Source organism: Actinomyces sp. 432 (assembly GCF_009930875.1).
GTDB lineage: Bacteria > Actinomycetota > Actinomycetes > Actinomycetales > Actinomycetaceae > Actinomyces.
On record NZ_CP025249.1, the window covers coordinates 1856169 to 1869566 of the forward strand.

General features: G+C 70.0%; 12 protein-coding genes and 2 pseudogenes. All 14 read right to left on the minus strand.

Annotated elements, in window-relative coordinates:
- Nucleotides 1-9: 9 nt before the first annotated feature.
- Entirely contained in the window at nt 10-642 is a 633-nt protein-coding gene (locus tag CWT12_RS07750; protein ID WP_161924351.1) for a GNAT family N-acetyltransferase, read from the minus strand.
- 79 nt (nt 643-721) lie between these two features.
- On the minus strand, nt 722-1642 hold the full coding sequence (locus CWT12_RS07755) for an RluA family pseudouridine synthase (protein ID WP_161924352.1): 921 nt from the start codon (nt 1640-1642) through the stop codon (nt 722-724).
- A gap of 29 nt (nt 1643-1671) precedes the next feature.
- A pseudogene (gene lspA, locus CWT12_RS07760) lies at nt 1672-2244 on the minus strand (signal peptidase II); the annotation flags it as partial.
- Nucleotides 2245-2400: 156 nt separating this feature from the next.
- The gene (locus tag CWT12_RS07765; RefSeq protein WP_202616334.1) at nt 2401-3000 is read right to left on the minus strand and encodes a DivIVA domain-containing protein; all 600 of its coding nucleotides are present in this window, start codon (nt 2998-3000) and stop codon (nt 2401-2403) included.
- A gap of 19 nt (nt 3001-3019) precedes the next feature.
- Nucleotides 3020-3331: a DivIVA domain-containing protein gene (locus CWT12_RS14370; RefSeq protein WP_161924354.1), complete on the minus strand. Its 312-nt coding sequence runs from the start codon at nt 3329-3331 to the stop codon at nt 3020-3022.
- Between the two features lie 247 nt (nt 3332-3578).
- A complete protein-coding gene (locus tag CWT12_RS07775; RefSeq protein WP_161925371.1) occupies nt 3579-3869 on the minus strand; it encodes a YggT family protein in 291 nt (96 codons plus the stop codon).
- Between the two features lie 9 nt (nt 3870-3878).
- Nucleotides 3879-4352: a cell division protein SepF gene (locus CWT12_RS07780; protein ID WP_161924355.1), complete on the minus strand. Its 474-nt coding sequence runs from the start codon at nt 4350-4352 to the stop codon at nt 3879-3881.
- A gap of 172 nt (nt 4353-4524) precedes the next feature.
- Entirely contained in the window at nt 4525-5313 is a 789-nt protein-coding gene (locus CWT12_RS07785; protein ID WP_161924356.1) for a polyphenol oxidase family protein, read from the minus strand.
- Nucleotides 5314-5328: 15 nt separating this feature from the next.
- Nucleotides 5329-6561 carry a cell division protein FtsZ gene (gene ftsZ, locus CWT12_RS07790; protein WP_161924357.1) on the minus strand — a complete coding sequence of 411 codons (1233 nt, stop codon included), beginning with the start codon at nt 6559-6561 and terminating at the stop codon, nt 5329-5331.
- A gap of 147 nt (nt 6562-6708) precedes the next feature.
- On the minus strand, nt 6709-7602 hold the full coding sequence (locus CWT12_RS07795) for a cell division protein FtsQ/DivIB (RefSeq protein WP_237564087.1): 894 nt from the start codon (nt 7600-7602) through the stop codon (nt 6709-6711).
- Nucleotides 7603-7640: 38 nt separating this feature from the next.
- Nucleotides 7641-9119, minus strand: a complete 1479-nt coding sequence (murC, locus tag CWT12_RS07800) for a UDP-N-acetylmuramate--L-alanine ligase (RefSeq protein WP_161925372.1) — start codon at nt 9117-9119, stop codon at nt 7641-7643.
- A 68-nt stretch (nt 9120-9187) separates the two neighbouring features.
- Entirely contained in the window at nt 9188-10537 is a 1350-nt protein-coding gene (locus tag CWT12_RS07805; RefSeq protein WP_161924359.1) for a UDP-N-acetylglucosamine--N-acetylmuramyl-(pentapeptide) pyrophosphoryl-undecaprenol N-acetylglucosamine transferase, read from the minus strand.
- Nucleotide 10538: 1 nt separating this feature from the next.
- Nucleotides 10539-11827 (minus strand): annotated as a pseudogene (gene ftsW / locus CWT12_RS14690) (putative lipid II flippase FtsW).
- On the minus strand, nt 11820-13388 hold the full coding sequence (gene murD / locus CWT12_RS07815; protein WP_161924360.1) for a UDP-N-acetylmuramoyl-L-alanine--D-glutamate ligase: 1569 nt from the start codon (nt 13386-13388) through the stop codon (nt 11820-11822). The pseudogene ftsW and the gene murD overlap by 8 nt, the downstream one beginning before the upstream one ends.
- Between the last annotated feature and the right edge of the window lie 10 nt (nt 13389-13398).

Below are 13398 nucleotides of genomic sequence, written 5' to 3' on the forward strand. Positions count from 1 at the left end.
CGGCTCATCTTAGGGGCGCAGGAGCGTGCGGGCCATGTCCTGATGCCAGATGCCGGCGTCCAGGTAGCGCGTGCCCGTGAGCACCCGGTAGCCGCAGCGCCGGTAGAAGCCCATGGCGTGCTCCTGCGCGGAGAGCACCACGGTGACGGCCGCCCGCCCCGCCCCCGGCGCGGAGTCGGGCGGCGTCCCGGGACCGGCGTGCGACTCGCCGTAAGCCATCGGCGAAGTCGCCACGGCCGCATGCTCCAGGGCGGCTCGCTCGACGGCGGCCACCATCCGCGCACCCAGGCCGGTGCCGCGTGCGGCGCGCCGCACAGCCAGGCGGCCCAGGTGCGCCTGCCCGGGGTGGCCGGAGTCGATCAGCAGTCTGGCGGAGGCCAGCGGTGCACCGTCTGCGCCGGAAGCCAGCAGGTGGATCGTGGTCGCCTCGAAGTCGCGGGCGTCAATCTCCAGGGCGAGCGGTACATCCTGCTCAATGACGAACACCTCCAGGCGCACGTCCGCCAAGCCGCACCGCACCGTGTCCAGGGCGGGGTCGGCGTCGTCGCCGCGGGCCGTAGCGAAGGAGACCGGTTCGACGACGGCGCGCAGTGGTTCGATCTGCAGCGGCGGGTGGCCGGTCGAGACCGGGTCGTGGGGCAAGACTCACCTCCGGGGTGCGGCACGAGTACGGACAGCGTAGCGCCCCTCCCGGCGACCGCTTCTACCGACCTCGGCGAATTCAGGGCAGGCGCAGGACCTCCAGGGCGTGGACCAGGTCATCCGGGTAGTCGCTGCGGAAGGTCAGCACGCGACCGGTGACTGGGTGCGCGAGGGTGAGCCGCGTCGCATGCAGCCACTGCCGCTTCAGGCCGGTCTGAGAGGTCAGGGCCGGGTCGGCCCCGTAGGTGGTATCTCCCACGCAGGGGTGGCCGACGGCGGCCATGTGCACCCGGATCTGGTGGGTACGACCGGTCTCCAGGTGGACCTCTACCAGGCTCGCGTAGGGCATCGCCTCTATGACGTCGTAATGGGTAATGGACTCGCGCCCGCCATCAATGATCGCCATTTTCCACTCGCGCCCGGGGTGGCGGCCGATGGGGGCATCGATCGTGCCCGAGGAGGGGTCAAGGTGGCCCTGCACGAGTGCGTGGTAGACCTTTTCAACCGCATGCTCCCTGAAGGCACGCTTGAGCACAGAATAGGCCTGCTCCCCCTTGGCTACGATCATGACACCGGAGGTGCCCACATCCAGCCGGGAGACAATGCCCTGGCGCTCGGCGGCTCCGGAGGTTGCCACACGCACATGCATGGCTCTCAGAGCACCCAGCACGTCGGGCCCCTCCCAGCCGACGGAGGGATGCGCTGCCACGCCGGCCGGCTTGTCGACGACGACGATGTCATCGTCCTCGTACAGGATCCCCAGGCCGTCGACCGGAGTCGGTGCGGGCTGCGCCGGGCGGGGGTCGGGTAGGTCAGCCTCGATCATGGCGCCCGCATTCAGGCGCAGGGACTTGTCCGCCGGGGCGCCATCGACCCGGATCCTGCCGGCGGTGCACAGGGCTTCCACCCTGGAGCGGGACAGCCCTGTCATACGCGCAAGCGCCACGTCGACTCGCTGCCCGGCCAGCCCGTCCGGAACCGGCAGCAGCCGCAGGCTCATGCCTCAGCCTCCGCATGCCGACCCCGACCGGCACCGGCGCGAGTGCCATCCAGCTCGAGGCCCCGCAGGGACAGCACCATGATCACGACGGCTGCCACCACGATAGCGATATCGGCGATATTGCCCACGAACCAGCCGCCGTAGTCGATGAAGTCCACTACGTGTCCGCGTAGGACACCGGGAGAACGCACCAGCCGGTCGATGAGATTGCCCACCGCGCCTCCCAGTACCAGACCCAGCGCCGCCGCCCACCAGGCCGATCCCAGCCGCCGCGACATGCGGGCGACCGCAACCGTCACCGCAATGGCGATCAGGCCGAAGATCCAGGTCTGCCCGGTGGCGAAGGAGAACGCGGCGCCAGGATTGCGCACCAGCACCAGGGTCAGCCAGTCGCCCAGCAGGTGCACGCGCCGACCGCCGCTGAGCGCCGCCACCGCCCATACCTTGGTCAACTGGTCGGCAACCAGAACCGCTGCGGCCAACAGCCACACGAACGCCGTGTAACGCCGTGTGGCCAAGCCCGGGGACTTCGCCGATGCGGCGCCTGGATCGGTAGCAGTGCCGGGCCGGAGCGGCCTGGCGGGCTCAGTGGAATCGCTCATGGTCCTTACACGTATGGGTCAACGCTGCGGTTGGCAAGTATCAAGGGCGCACGCAGGTCGGGGGCGGCGCCCCGGTAGGGTGCGCCGCCCCCGACCGACGGGCCAGTGGCAGTCGCAGCCGACGCGGGAGTCCGCGTCGGCTGCAAGCGCCGTCCGTCACAAGTTCGGGCTGGCGGACTCGTTGCCGTCCTCGACGGTGGTGAGCAGGTTCTGCAGGTAGCTCTTCAGGCGCGTCCGGTAGTCGGACTCGAAGCGACGCAGCTCGTCGATCTTGTGCTCCAGCCCCGAGCGCTCCTTCTCGAGCTGAGCCAGGGTGCGGTTGCGCTGGTCCTCTGCCTCGCGCACGACCTGCTCGCCGGTGGCGCGGGCCTCGGCGATGATGCGCTCGCCCTCGGCCTTGCCGTTGGCGACGTGCTCGTCGTGCAAGCGCTGGGCCAGCTCGAGCATGCCGGAAGCGGCCGCCGGCTCCTGAGACTCCTCCACGGCCTGGGCGGGAGCCTGCTCGACGACAGGCTCCACCACCGTGGTCTCCTGCTGCGCAGCGGGAGCCGCCTGCGTTCCCTCGCCCAGCTCCGCCACCCGGGCGTTGGCAGCCTCCAGCTTGGCCTTGAGATCGGCGTTCTCGGCCTCAAGCTGGCGCATGGCCTCGACGACCTCGTCAAGGAACTCGTCAACCTCGTCCTGCTCGTATCCCTCGCGGAACTTGGTTGCCTGGAACTTCTTATTGAGGACGTCGTCTGCGGTCAGCAGCGTCATAGTCGTCACCTCGGTGTCGTTACGGTAGATGCCACGAGCACCGGAGGACCGGCGACTCATGCGGACAGATTACCTGAACTCCAGGTTCAGGCCATATTCGGAGGCGCATGTCACGCTCCCGGAGTTGCCCCCTCCTGCCCCTGAGCCGCGCATTGGCACGCTCCAGGCGCGCGACTTGGGCCTTCGCGGACGCCAACTCGTGCTCGAGACTCCGCATGGCCGCAATAACCTCGTCAAGGAACTCGTCAACCTCGTCCTGCCCGTATCCTTCACGGAACCGTGTGGTTGGCAGCTTCCTGTTCAAGATGTCATCCGATGTCAGCGGCGTCATGGTGATCTCCTCAGCGTCGTGGGGTGAGTCGTATCGCGAGCCGCACGAGCGCCGGAGAACCCGGACTCGTGCCGTCGAGAACGCTCGTCTCCTGATGCGAGTAAAACCGGAAGGGACTGGTCACGCACCGCATTGCCTCGGCTCCGCAGGACGGACCGCGCGTCACGCTACCATCACATGCCGTGCCGCGGCATGCATTCGGGCTGACCTCATACCGATTGTCCGGTCCGGCGGCACGCGTGAACCGTCACACCAGCAGCAGGAGCAGGCGCCGGACAATGACGATCCCGAACCACAGGACCAGGAAGCTCAGATCGACGCCGACCGCGCCTAGGCGCAGCATCGGCATGAAGCGGCGGATTTGACGCAGCGGCGGATCAGTCAGCCCGTAGACGACGTTGGCCAGCACGAGTACGACGCCGCTGGGACGCCAGTTCCGGGCAAACAGCTGGATCCAGTCCAGCACTACCCTTGTCAGCAGGACCAGAACATACAGATCGAGCAGGCTGCGCAGAATTGAAACGAGTGCCAGCACCAGGCCCTCGGTTCAGCTCTGGTTGAAGAAGCGACCGTGAGCGTCCTCCGAGCCCTCGCCGTCGTCGATCTCAACCGAAGTCGGGGTCAGCAGGAAGACGCGGGGGGTGACTCGCTCGATGGCGCCGTGCAGGCCGAATACCAGGCCGGCAGCGAAGTCAACCATGCGGCGGGCGTCGGACTCGCTCATATTGGTGAGGTTGATGATTACCGGAACCCCGTCACGGAAGGCCTCCCCGATCACGCGGGCCTCGTTGTAGGTGGAGGGGTGTACCGTCACGATCCGGCGCAGGTCCGGGGCCTCGGCCGGTGCGGGCACCTCCTCGAAGGGGGCGTCGTAGACCTTGCCCTCATCTTCGCGATCGGCATACTCGCCGACCAGGTCCTGAGTGAAATCGGTGGGGACGGCCTCGGGGGCGTCTGCGAAGTCATCGTCAGTCGGCTCTGAATAGCCGAGGAAGTTGGTCATCTTGCGCAGTGCGCTCATGGGGTGCTCCTTATCCGTCCGGTCCCTGCGATCCGGATGTGGCTGACGGTATCGGGCGCAAGCACTCCTGCCGCTGATTCGCCGCGGCGTGTCACCGAACGCGCCGGGTGCGTTATGCCAGTACTCGCAGGGTCGCCCAGATCACTCACTCGGGCCGCGGGCGCGGAGTGCCTTAGGGCGCCGGCACGACCACACCCGCCTGCCGCCCGGTGACGCCGTCGCGGCGGTAGGAGTACAGTCCTGGCTCCTCATAGGTGCACCGATCGACCCTGGTGATGCCTCCCACCCCGGCACGCTCCAGCTGGGCGCAGACCCCTGCAGCCAGGTCTATGCCGGGAGTGCCCCATCGCGTAACCGCATGGCAGGCGGGCTCCACCGCCGTCGCCTCGAGTCGCAACTGCTCAGGGATCTCGTAGCAGGCGCCGCAGATCGCCGGCCCCACCGCGGCGCAGATACCGGTGGGATCCACGCCGAGGTCCCCGAATGCCGCCAACACGGCCGGGACTATGCCCATCAGCAGGCCACGACGGCCGGCGTGGACAGCTGCCACCACGGCTCCGTCAGCGCCGGCCAGTAGCACCGGCACGCAGTCCGCCACGAGCACCGCCGCAGCCGCCGCCGACGCCGGGGCGCGTGCGTCAAGCAGCAGCGCATCGGCGGTGGGCGCAGCACCCGCATCCGCGGCCGCAACGCCGGTGGAGTGCACCTGATTCATCCACGCAATGCCCGTGCGGTCACAACCGGAGGCAGAGCCGGTCGCATCCGGGGCAAGACCAATCGCCTGCGCGAGCCGATCCCGGTGGTCAGCAACCCGCGCCGTGTCATCGCCTACGTGGACGGCGAGGTTGAAGCCCGCGTACGGGCCGCCGTCCGAATCAGGCCCATCCGGCGCCGTGCGGGTGGTGAAGTAGCCGCGCGCGCCGGCCCCCAGGTCGGCTGGGATCAGGGCCGGGGAGCACACCTGCCCACCCACTGGTCAGCGCAGGAAGTCGGGCAGGTCGATGTCATCCTTCTCAGCGTCGACGCCGATTACGCGGGGGACAGCCAGTTCGGGCTCAGCCTCCGGCACGGACTCATCCACGTAGCTCGGCACCTCGGCCGTGACCGGCGCCGCTACCGCGGGCACGGGGCGCGTGACTGGGTTCTCAGCTGCGTGCGCACCGCGGGTCGGGGCAGCAGGAGCGGCGGCTCGCGCCGACCCCGCGGAGGAAGCCGCCCGCGCCAGGCCGGCCCCGCTCGACTCGGCGCGGGGCTCGACGGCGGGGTCCTCGTCAAAGCCCGCGGCAATGACGGTGACCCGCACCTCGTCGCCCAGGGCGCCGTCCACCACGTTGCCGAAGATGATGTTCGCCTCGGGGTGAACGGCCTCGCGGACGAGGTTGGCCGCCTCGGAGATCTCGAACAGGCCCAGATCGCTGCCGCCCTGGAAGAACAGCAGTACGCCGTGGGCGCCGTCGATGGAGGACTCCAGCAGCGGGGATGCGATGGCCTGCTCGGTGGCAGTCAGCGCACGGTCCTCTCCCGTGGCGGAGCCGATACCCATCAGGGCGCTGCCGGCGTCCTGCATGACGGACTTGACGTCGTTGAAGTCGACGTTGATCAGGCCGGGGGTGGTGATCAGCTCGGTGATGCCCTGGACACCTTGGAGCAGCACCTGGTCGGCCTGCTTGAAGGCGTCAACGACGCTGATGTTGCGGTCCGCGATCTGCAGCAGGCGGTCGTTGGGGATGACGATGAGGGTGTCGACCTCGGCACGCAGGTTGGTGACGCCGTCCTCGGCCTGAGTGGCGCGACGCCGTCCCTCGAAGGCGAAGGGCCGGGTCACCACCCCGATGGTCAGCGCACCGAGTGAACGCGCCACCTTGGCGACGATCGGGGCGGCGCCGGTTCCGGTGCCGCCGCCCTCGCCGGCGGTAACGAAGACCATATCGGCCCCCTCGAGGGCCTCCTGAATATCGTCCTGGTGGTCCTCGGCGGCCTTGCGGCCGATGCTCGGATCGGCGCCGGCACCCAGGCCACGCGTCAGGTTGCGGCCGACATCGAGCTTGGTATCGGCATCAGACATCAGCAGCGCCTGCGCGTCGGTGTTGACGGCAATGAACTCGACGCCGCGCAGGCCGGCCTCGATCATGCGGTTGACGGCGTTGACGCCGCCTCCGCCGACGCCCACCACCTTGATGACTGCTTGATAGTGCTGCGATTCCGCCACTGTCTGCCTCCGCGTTTAGTGCCGAGCCCCAGGGGACTCCCCTCAACCTTCAACCTGAAGTCGAGGTCTATACTTATGTCATTCTTCCGATGACGTGCCCAACGCTATGGGTCCCCCAGCCGCCCGCAGTGTATTTGGTTCGGCGTGTCAGGACGTGGTCGGACTGTGCGGGCTGGACACGTCGTAGGTGTCCGCCTCCTGCCGCAGCAGCACCGCCAGCACCCGAGCCTTGAGCTCATTGTCCGTGGACTGGCCCCACATCACCGTGGCACCGCTCACCAGGGTCAGCGTCACCTGCCCGGTCTGCGAGACTCGCCCGCCGGAGACCTGCGTGCGTGTCTCCGGATCCAGGCTGCCAATCGCCTCCGTTACGGCTGAGACCTGGGACTCCGACAGCTCCTGCCCGGGTTCCGCGGCGATAACCGCCAAGCCCTCCGGAGCCCGCTGCGCCGTCTCAAGGACCACCGCCTCGCCGTCAAGCACCTCGTAACCGGCGTCGACCTGCCGCACGGCGACCGGAATGCGCATGGTCAGGCGTACCGCCAGGCCGTGCGGCCATGAACGGGTCACCGCCGCAGACCTCACGGTCACCAGGGAGTCCGCCACCTCTTCACCGAGGGCGGTGACGTCCAGGCGCAGCAGGGACTGCCCGCGGTGGGGTGCAAGCACCGCCTGCACGTCACCCGCGTCCACGCTGCCGTCCGCACCCGTGACCGTGATTTCGTTGGGGCGCAGTCCCAGCAGCGGTGAGAACAGGCAGGCCCATACCAGCAGCGCGATCACCGCCGCAGCTCCCGCGGCCCGCACCAGCCGCCCGCGGCCCAGTCGCCTGCGGGCACGACGACGCTCCTCCAGCCGGTCGGACAAGCCCGAGGAGACCACCCGGTCCCGGCTCACCCCCCTGGGGCCCAGGGCGCGGGAGCCTTGGTCACCGCGAGCCTGCAGCGGTTCTACGGCAGCCGGGGCGGCGGCAGGGGCCTGTACGGGGTCGCCTGCGGCGTCGACGCGGGCGGGATCGGACGGTACGGATACGGATTCCACGGCTGCGCCGCGGGGCCTGGGGCGGCTCGGCTTGCGCATCATGCCGGGTTCGCGCGCTCGGCCAGGTTGCGCAGGATTACCGGCCCCAGGCGGGTGACGTCGCCGGCACCGATGGTCAGTATCAGGTCACCGGGTCGTGCCAGGCCGACGGCGGCCTCGGCGGCGGCCTCGGCATCGGCGATGTAGCGGCCGTCGCCGGGAATGCGGTCGACTACGCTCTGGCCGGTGACGTCGGGGAAGTCGGCCTGGGTCTCACGAGCCGGGTAGATCGCAGTCACGATTACGTGGTCGGCGGCTGCCAGGGCGGCGCCGAACCGGTCTGCGAAGTTACGGGTACGGGAGAACAGGTGGGGTTGGAACAGTGCGATAACCCGACCGCCGCGGGCGTCCGCGACCTCCCGCGCCGCGGCCAGGAGTGCCGCGATCTCGGTTGGGTGGTGCGCGTAATCGTCGATCACGCGGACGCCGGCCGCCTCCCCCCGGTGCTCGAAGCGACGGCCGGTGCCGGCGAAGGCGCCCAGGGCGGCGGCCATTGCCTCAGCGGAGACGCCGAGCTCGCACCCGGCCTCCCAGGCGGCGGCCGCATCTAGCGCGACATGGTCACCCGGAATCGACAGCTCCAGCGGCACCGGTCCCGAGCTGGAGCCGGCCCCGGAAATCGTGGCTGAGCCGACATCATCCCAACGGGTAATCAGGGCGCTGGTACCGGTAGCGCTGCGAGAGACGACCTCCACGCGAACGTGCGCCGCACCGGGCAGCGGACCGCCGGGAATGGCGGAGGGCTCGGTGGTGCCATAGGTGGTCACTCGGGTGCCGGCGGAAACCGCCTGCCGGGCCAGCCGCAGGGCACCGGGATCGTCGGCACAGGCGATCAGCAGCCCACCGGGGAGCAGGCGCTCAACGAAGGCTACGAAGGCCTGCGCAAAGGCCTCCGCGGTGCCGTAGTTGTCCAGGTGATCCGGCTCGATATTGGTAACGATCTCGACGGTGGGGGCATAGTTGAGGAAGGAGCGGTCGGACTCGTCGGCCTCCGCGACAAAGGCCCGCCCCCCGCCCAGGTGCGCACCGGTGCGCAGGGATCGCACCACTCCCCCGATGGCGAATGAGGGATCCTGACCGGCAACGGACAGCGCCTGGGCGAGCATTCCCGAGGTCGTGGTCTTGCCGTGGGCGCCCGCCACGGCAACGAAATCGCGTCCCCGGGCGGCCAGGGCCAGGGCCTGCGAGCGGTGGATCACGGTCTGGCCGCGCTCCCGCGCCGTCCTCAGCTCAGGGTTGGAGTCCTTGATGGCGGTTGACACCACCACGGTGGCCTCGGGCGGAACATTGGCTGCGGCGTGGCCCAGTCGCACCCCCAGACCCTGCTGACGCAGCTGCTCAAAAGCCTCTCCCCCGTTGGCGTCGGAGCCGGTGACAACGGCACCGCGCTCGGCCAGGATCTGCGCCACCACGCTCATCCCAGCACCGCCGACGCCGATCAGGTGGAAGGCCCGTCCGGTCAGTTCCTCCGCCGCCAGCGCCTGCTCCGGGAGCGGGCCGGTGCCTGCGGGGCTGACAGGGAGGGCATGGGACAGTTGATCATCGGTCACCGGCTCTGCTCCTTGCCCTCGAAGTCATCGATATCCGCGACGTCCTTAATCCCCGCGGGCTCCCCTGGCGCCGCGATACCACCGAAGTCCCCGGTAGCCGACCCGCTGCTCGGGTCGGCGGGCGCGCCGTTATCCGCTGCGGCGGCGGCATCACCGCAACCGACTGCGGCTACCTCGCGGATCAGCGCCGCCAGGCGCTGCGCCCCGTCACGCACGCCGGTGGAGGCTGCGGCCGCGGCAGCAGACCTGCGCCGGGACTCGTCGGTGAGCACCGCAGTGAAGCCGAGGATGTCCTCGGCGTCCAGATCGGCGTCGGCCACCAGTTGTCCCCCGCCCGCAGACACGCAGTCCGCCGCATTCAGCCGCTGTTCCCCATTGCCTATGGGCAGGGGGACGTAGAGGGCGGGCAGCCCCAGGGCGGTCAGCTCGGCCACGGTGCCCGCACCGGAGCGGCAGATCACGCCGTCGGCGCAGGCGTAGGCCTGTTCCATCTCCGTCAGGTAGTCCAGGACGTGGTAGCGCTCCATCAGCCCAGGAGTGCGCGCGGCCGCGCGTTCCAGGGCGGCACGCACCGGCGCGTCCTTGCCCCGGCCCGTCAGGTGCAGCACCTGCAGGTCGGCGGGCAGCCGGTCGGCGCATTCACACATGACCTCGTTGAGGTGCTGGGCTCCCAGGGAGCCGCCTGTGACGAGCACCGTAGTGGCAGCCGGGTCCAGTCCCAGCGCGGCGGCGCCATCCCGGCGGGCGCCGGCGGCATCGGCACGCTGCCGCTCCACCAGGGAGCCGATCGCCGGCCGCAGAGGCAGGCCCGTGACCTCGGTCCGGCCGTGAGCCGCAGCGAGGGGTGTGGAGGCGAAGGTGAGGGCGACGGCGGCCGCCCAGCGGGCCCCGAGCCGATTGGCCAGCCCGGGACGAGCATTCTGCTCGTGAATCACTACGGGCACGCCGACGCTCCTGGCCGCCAGGTAGGCGGGCGTGGAGACGAAGCCGCCAAAGCCGACCACGACGTCGGCGTCGACTTGCCTGATTGCCTCACCTGCGGCGGCGACGGCACCGCGCAGGCGGCGCGGCAACAGCAGCAGGTCGCCGGTGGGGCGGCGCGGCATGGGCACGCGGGGCACATGAGCCAGCTCGTAGCCCGCCTCCGGGACGAGCCGCTGCTCCAGTCCCTCCTTGGTGCCCAAGACCAGGATGCTGGTGCCGGGATCGCCCCCGGAGGCGGCGTCGCGCAGGGCGGCGGCCGTTGCCAGCAGGGGGTTGACGTGGCCGGCGGTGCCGCCGCCGGCCAGCAGTACCCGCAGTGGCCGACCCGCGCGGTCATCCGCAGCGGAACTCTGGGTGGGCATTTCAGGCACGTTTCCTCCTGCGCGGTGCGATGACGGCCAGCGTACGGCGTACAGCGCCCGTACGGGAGCGCAGCGCCGCAGACGCGCCGGGCTCGTTGCGGGCGAAGGCGAGCAGCACCCCGACGGCGAGCAGCACCGACACCAGCGCGGAGCCACCCGCGCTGACGAGGGGCAACGGCACCCCCAGCACGGGCAGCAGGCCGACCACTACGCTCATGTTGATCAGGGCCTGCCCCACGATCCAGGTCATGATGCCGCCGGTGACCACCGCGACGTACAAGGACTGGCTACGGCGGACGATGCGCAGGCAGCACCAGGCGACCACAACGAATAGCGCTATTACGAACAGCGTGCCCACCAGGCCGAACTCCTCACCCAGGACGGCGAAGATGTAGTCGGAATCGGCCTGGGTCAGGTAGCCCCACTTCTGCCGTGAGGAGCCGGGGCCCACCCCCCGCAATCCACCGGTGCCCAGGGCGTAGCGCCCGTGCTGAGGCTGGTAGCCGACGTCAAGGGGGTCGTAGCGGTCCGGATGCAACCAGGCGAGGATGCGGGCCCGGCGGTTCGCGGAGAGCATCGACGCCGCCGCGAAGCCGAGCAGGCCGATGCCCCCAGAGCGGCGAACCAGCGCCAACCGAGTCCGCCCAGCCACAGCGCCCCGGCCACCAGTGCCGTGAGCACGATCACCGTGCCCAGGTCGCCCCCGGCCATCACCAGCCCGATGCCCAGGCCGGCCGGCAGCAGTATCCACCCCAGGAATCGCGCCAAGTCGCGCCCCGTGCGCACACCGCCGATGAATGCGTCCCGGTGGCGGGACACCATCACGCCCAGGTACAGGCACAGCCCCAGCTTGATGAACTCCGACGGCTGGGCCGTGCCCAGGCCCGCGGGCAGCTGGATCCAGTTCCGGTTGCCGTATACGTCGATGCCAATGCCGGGAACGAACACCAGTAGCTGCAGGGCGAAGGATGCCAGCAGCGCCGGCCAGGCGAGTCGTTTCAGCGAACGCGGCCGCAAGCGCGACAGCACCCACATGCCGAGCAGCCCGATGACGGCGAAGACCAGGTACTTGGAGAAGGCGGTGAACGCATTGCCTCCGTCGGCCGCAGTCGTCACCGACTGCACCGAGAAGACCATGATCAGCCCGAAGGCGAGTAGTGCCAAGGTGGATACCAACAGGGCGTAATAGCTCAGGGTGCTGCTCTCGCCCTCGACCGGGCCGTCAGCGCCTCGCAAGAATCGCGCTCGCCTCGACCAGCGACGCGCGGGCGTCATGTCCGTCTCAGTCATCTCGGCGCCCGCCCTCGGCTGCGTCACCCGCTACCGCTTCTGATACCGCTTTTGATACCGCTGCTGACTGCGTCACCCGGGCGGCGGCGCGGGCAAACAGGTCGCCGCGTTGGGCGTAGGAGTCGAACTGATCCCATGAGGCGCATGCGGGGGCGAGCATCACGGTGTCTCCGGGTTCGGCCAGCGCGGCGGCCGCAGCCACCGCCGCGTCGGTTACCGCCTGCGGGGTGCCGTCGGGGACCGTGGTCACCGGCAGCTCCGGGGCCTGCTCGGCCAGCGCCCCCAGCACGGCGGCCTGGTCCCGGCCAATGACGACCGCGCCGCGCAAATGCGGCCTAACCGCGCGCACCAGCTCGTGGAAGGTGGCGCCCTTGGCATCACCACCCACGATCCATACGCCGCTACCCCGCGGCAGGGCCATCAGTGCAGCCTGAGCGGCGTGGGGATTGGTGGCCTTGGAGTCATCCACCCAGGTGACCCCGTCATGCACGGCGACGGTGACGATGCGGTGTGCGCCGGTGCGGTAGGCGCGTAGCCCGCGCGCGATGGCGGTGGGGTCCTGCGCCACGGCCTCACTGGCGAGGGCCAGCGCGGCGGCCGCCAGCGCATCGGCGACGATGTGGGCGGGCACATTGGCGGCCTCGCCACCGGGTGCCAGGTGCGCCAGATCGGCGAAGGTGGCCAGCTCCACCCCGCTGCTGCGCCGCTCGGCGTGGAACGCCCGGTCCACGAGCATGTCCTCCACGCAGCCGACCTGACCGAGCGCCGGCACCGCTGTGGTGAAGCCGACGGCGCGGCATCCTTCAACGACATCCGCCTGCTCCACCATCGTCATCGTGGCGGCGTCGGCGACGTTATAGACGGCCGCCCGGCGGGTACGGGCGTACACGCGGGCCTTGTCCGCCGCGTAGGCGGCCATGGACCCGTGCCAGTCCAGGTGGTCCGGGGCGAGGTTCAAGCAGGCCGCAGCCAGGGGGCTGAGCGTATGGGTGGAGTGCAGCTGAAAGCTGGACAGCTCTACGGCCAGGGCGTCGGCGCGTCCCTCGGCCACCGTGGTGATCGCGGGGGCGCCGATGTTGCCGACTGCGGGCGCGTTCAGTCCGGCGGCGGCGAGGATCTGCTCAAGCATGCCGACGGTGGTGGTCTTGCCATCGGTGCCGGTGACCACCAGCCAGGGCACGTCGGGGCGGGCGGAGGCACGCTGGAGCCGCCAGGCAAGCTCGATCTCGCTCCAGGTCTGCACTCCCGCGGCCCGGGCCGCGGCGAGCACCGGACCGGTAGCCGGTACACCGGGAGACACAATGAGCAGGCGCAGGTCCGCGGTAGTCAGGGCGTGCGCGATTGTGGAGTCATCGCCGACGACCGTGCCCTCCAGCCGCGCAGCCGTGCCGGCCCCGAGGGTATCCGCGAGGGCGTCGACGGCGGAGCCGGAGGAGTCGAATACGGTGACACGCGCGCCCAGGGACGTGAGCACGTCAACCACTGCCAGGCCGGTGCGGCCGATCCCTACGACCCCCACACGCGCCCCGGCCAGTGCCTCGACCTGTGTGCTGCTACTCATCGGTGCCTAT

Excerpts from the sequence above, each read along its gene's own strand:
- CWT12_RS14370 (WP_161924354.1), bottom strand. The coding sequence starts at position 3,331 with ATGACGCCGCTGACATCGGATGACATCTTGAACAGGAAGCTGCCAACC.
- CWT12_RS07755 (WP_161924352.1), bottom strand. The coding sequence starts at position 1,642 with ATGAGCCTGCGGCTGCTGCCGGTTCCGGACGGGCTGGCCGGGCAGCGA.
- murD (WP_161924360.1), bottom strand. The coding sequence starts at position 13,388 with ATGAGTAGCAGCACACAGGTCGAGGCACTGGCCGGGGCGCGTGTGGGG.
- CWT12_RS07780 (WP_161924355.1), bottom strand. The coding sequence starts at position 4,352 with ATGAGCGCACTGCGCAAGATGACCAACTTCCTCGGCTATTCAGAGCCG.
- CWT12_RS07765 (WP_202616334.1), bottom strand. The coding sequence starts at position 3,000 with ATGACGCTGCTGACCGCAGACGACGTCCTCAATAAGAAGTTCCAGGCA.
- CWT12_RS07805 (WP_161924359.1), bottom strand. The coding sequence starts at position 10,537 with ATGCCCACCCAGAGTTCCGCTGCGGATGACCGCGCGGGTCGGCCACTG.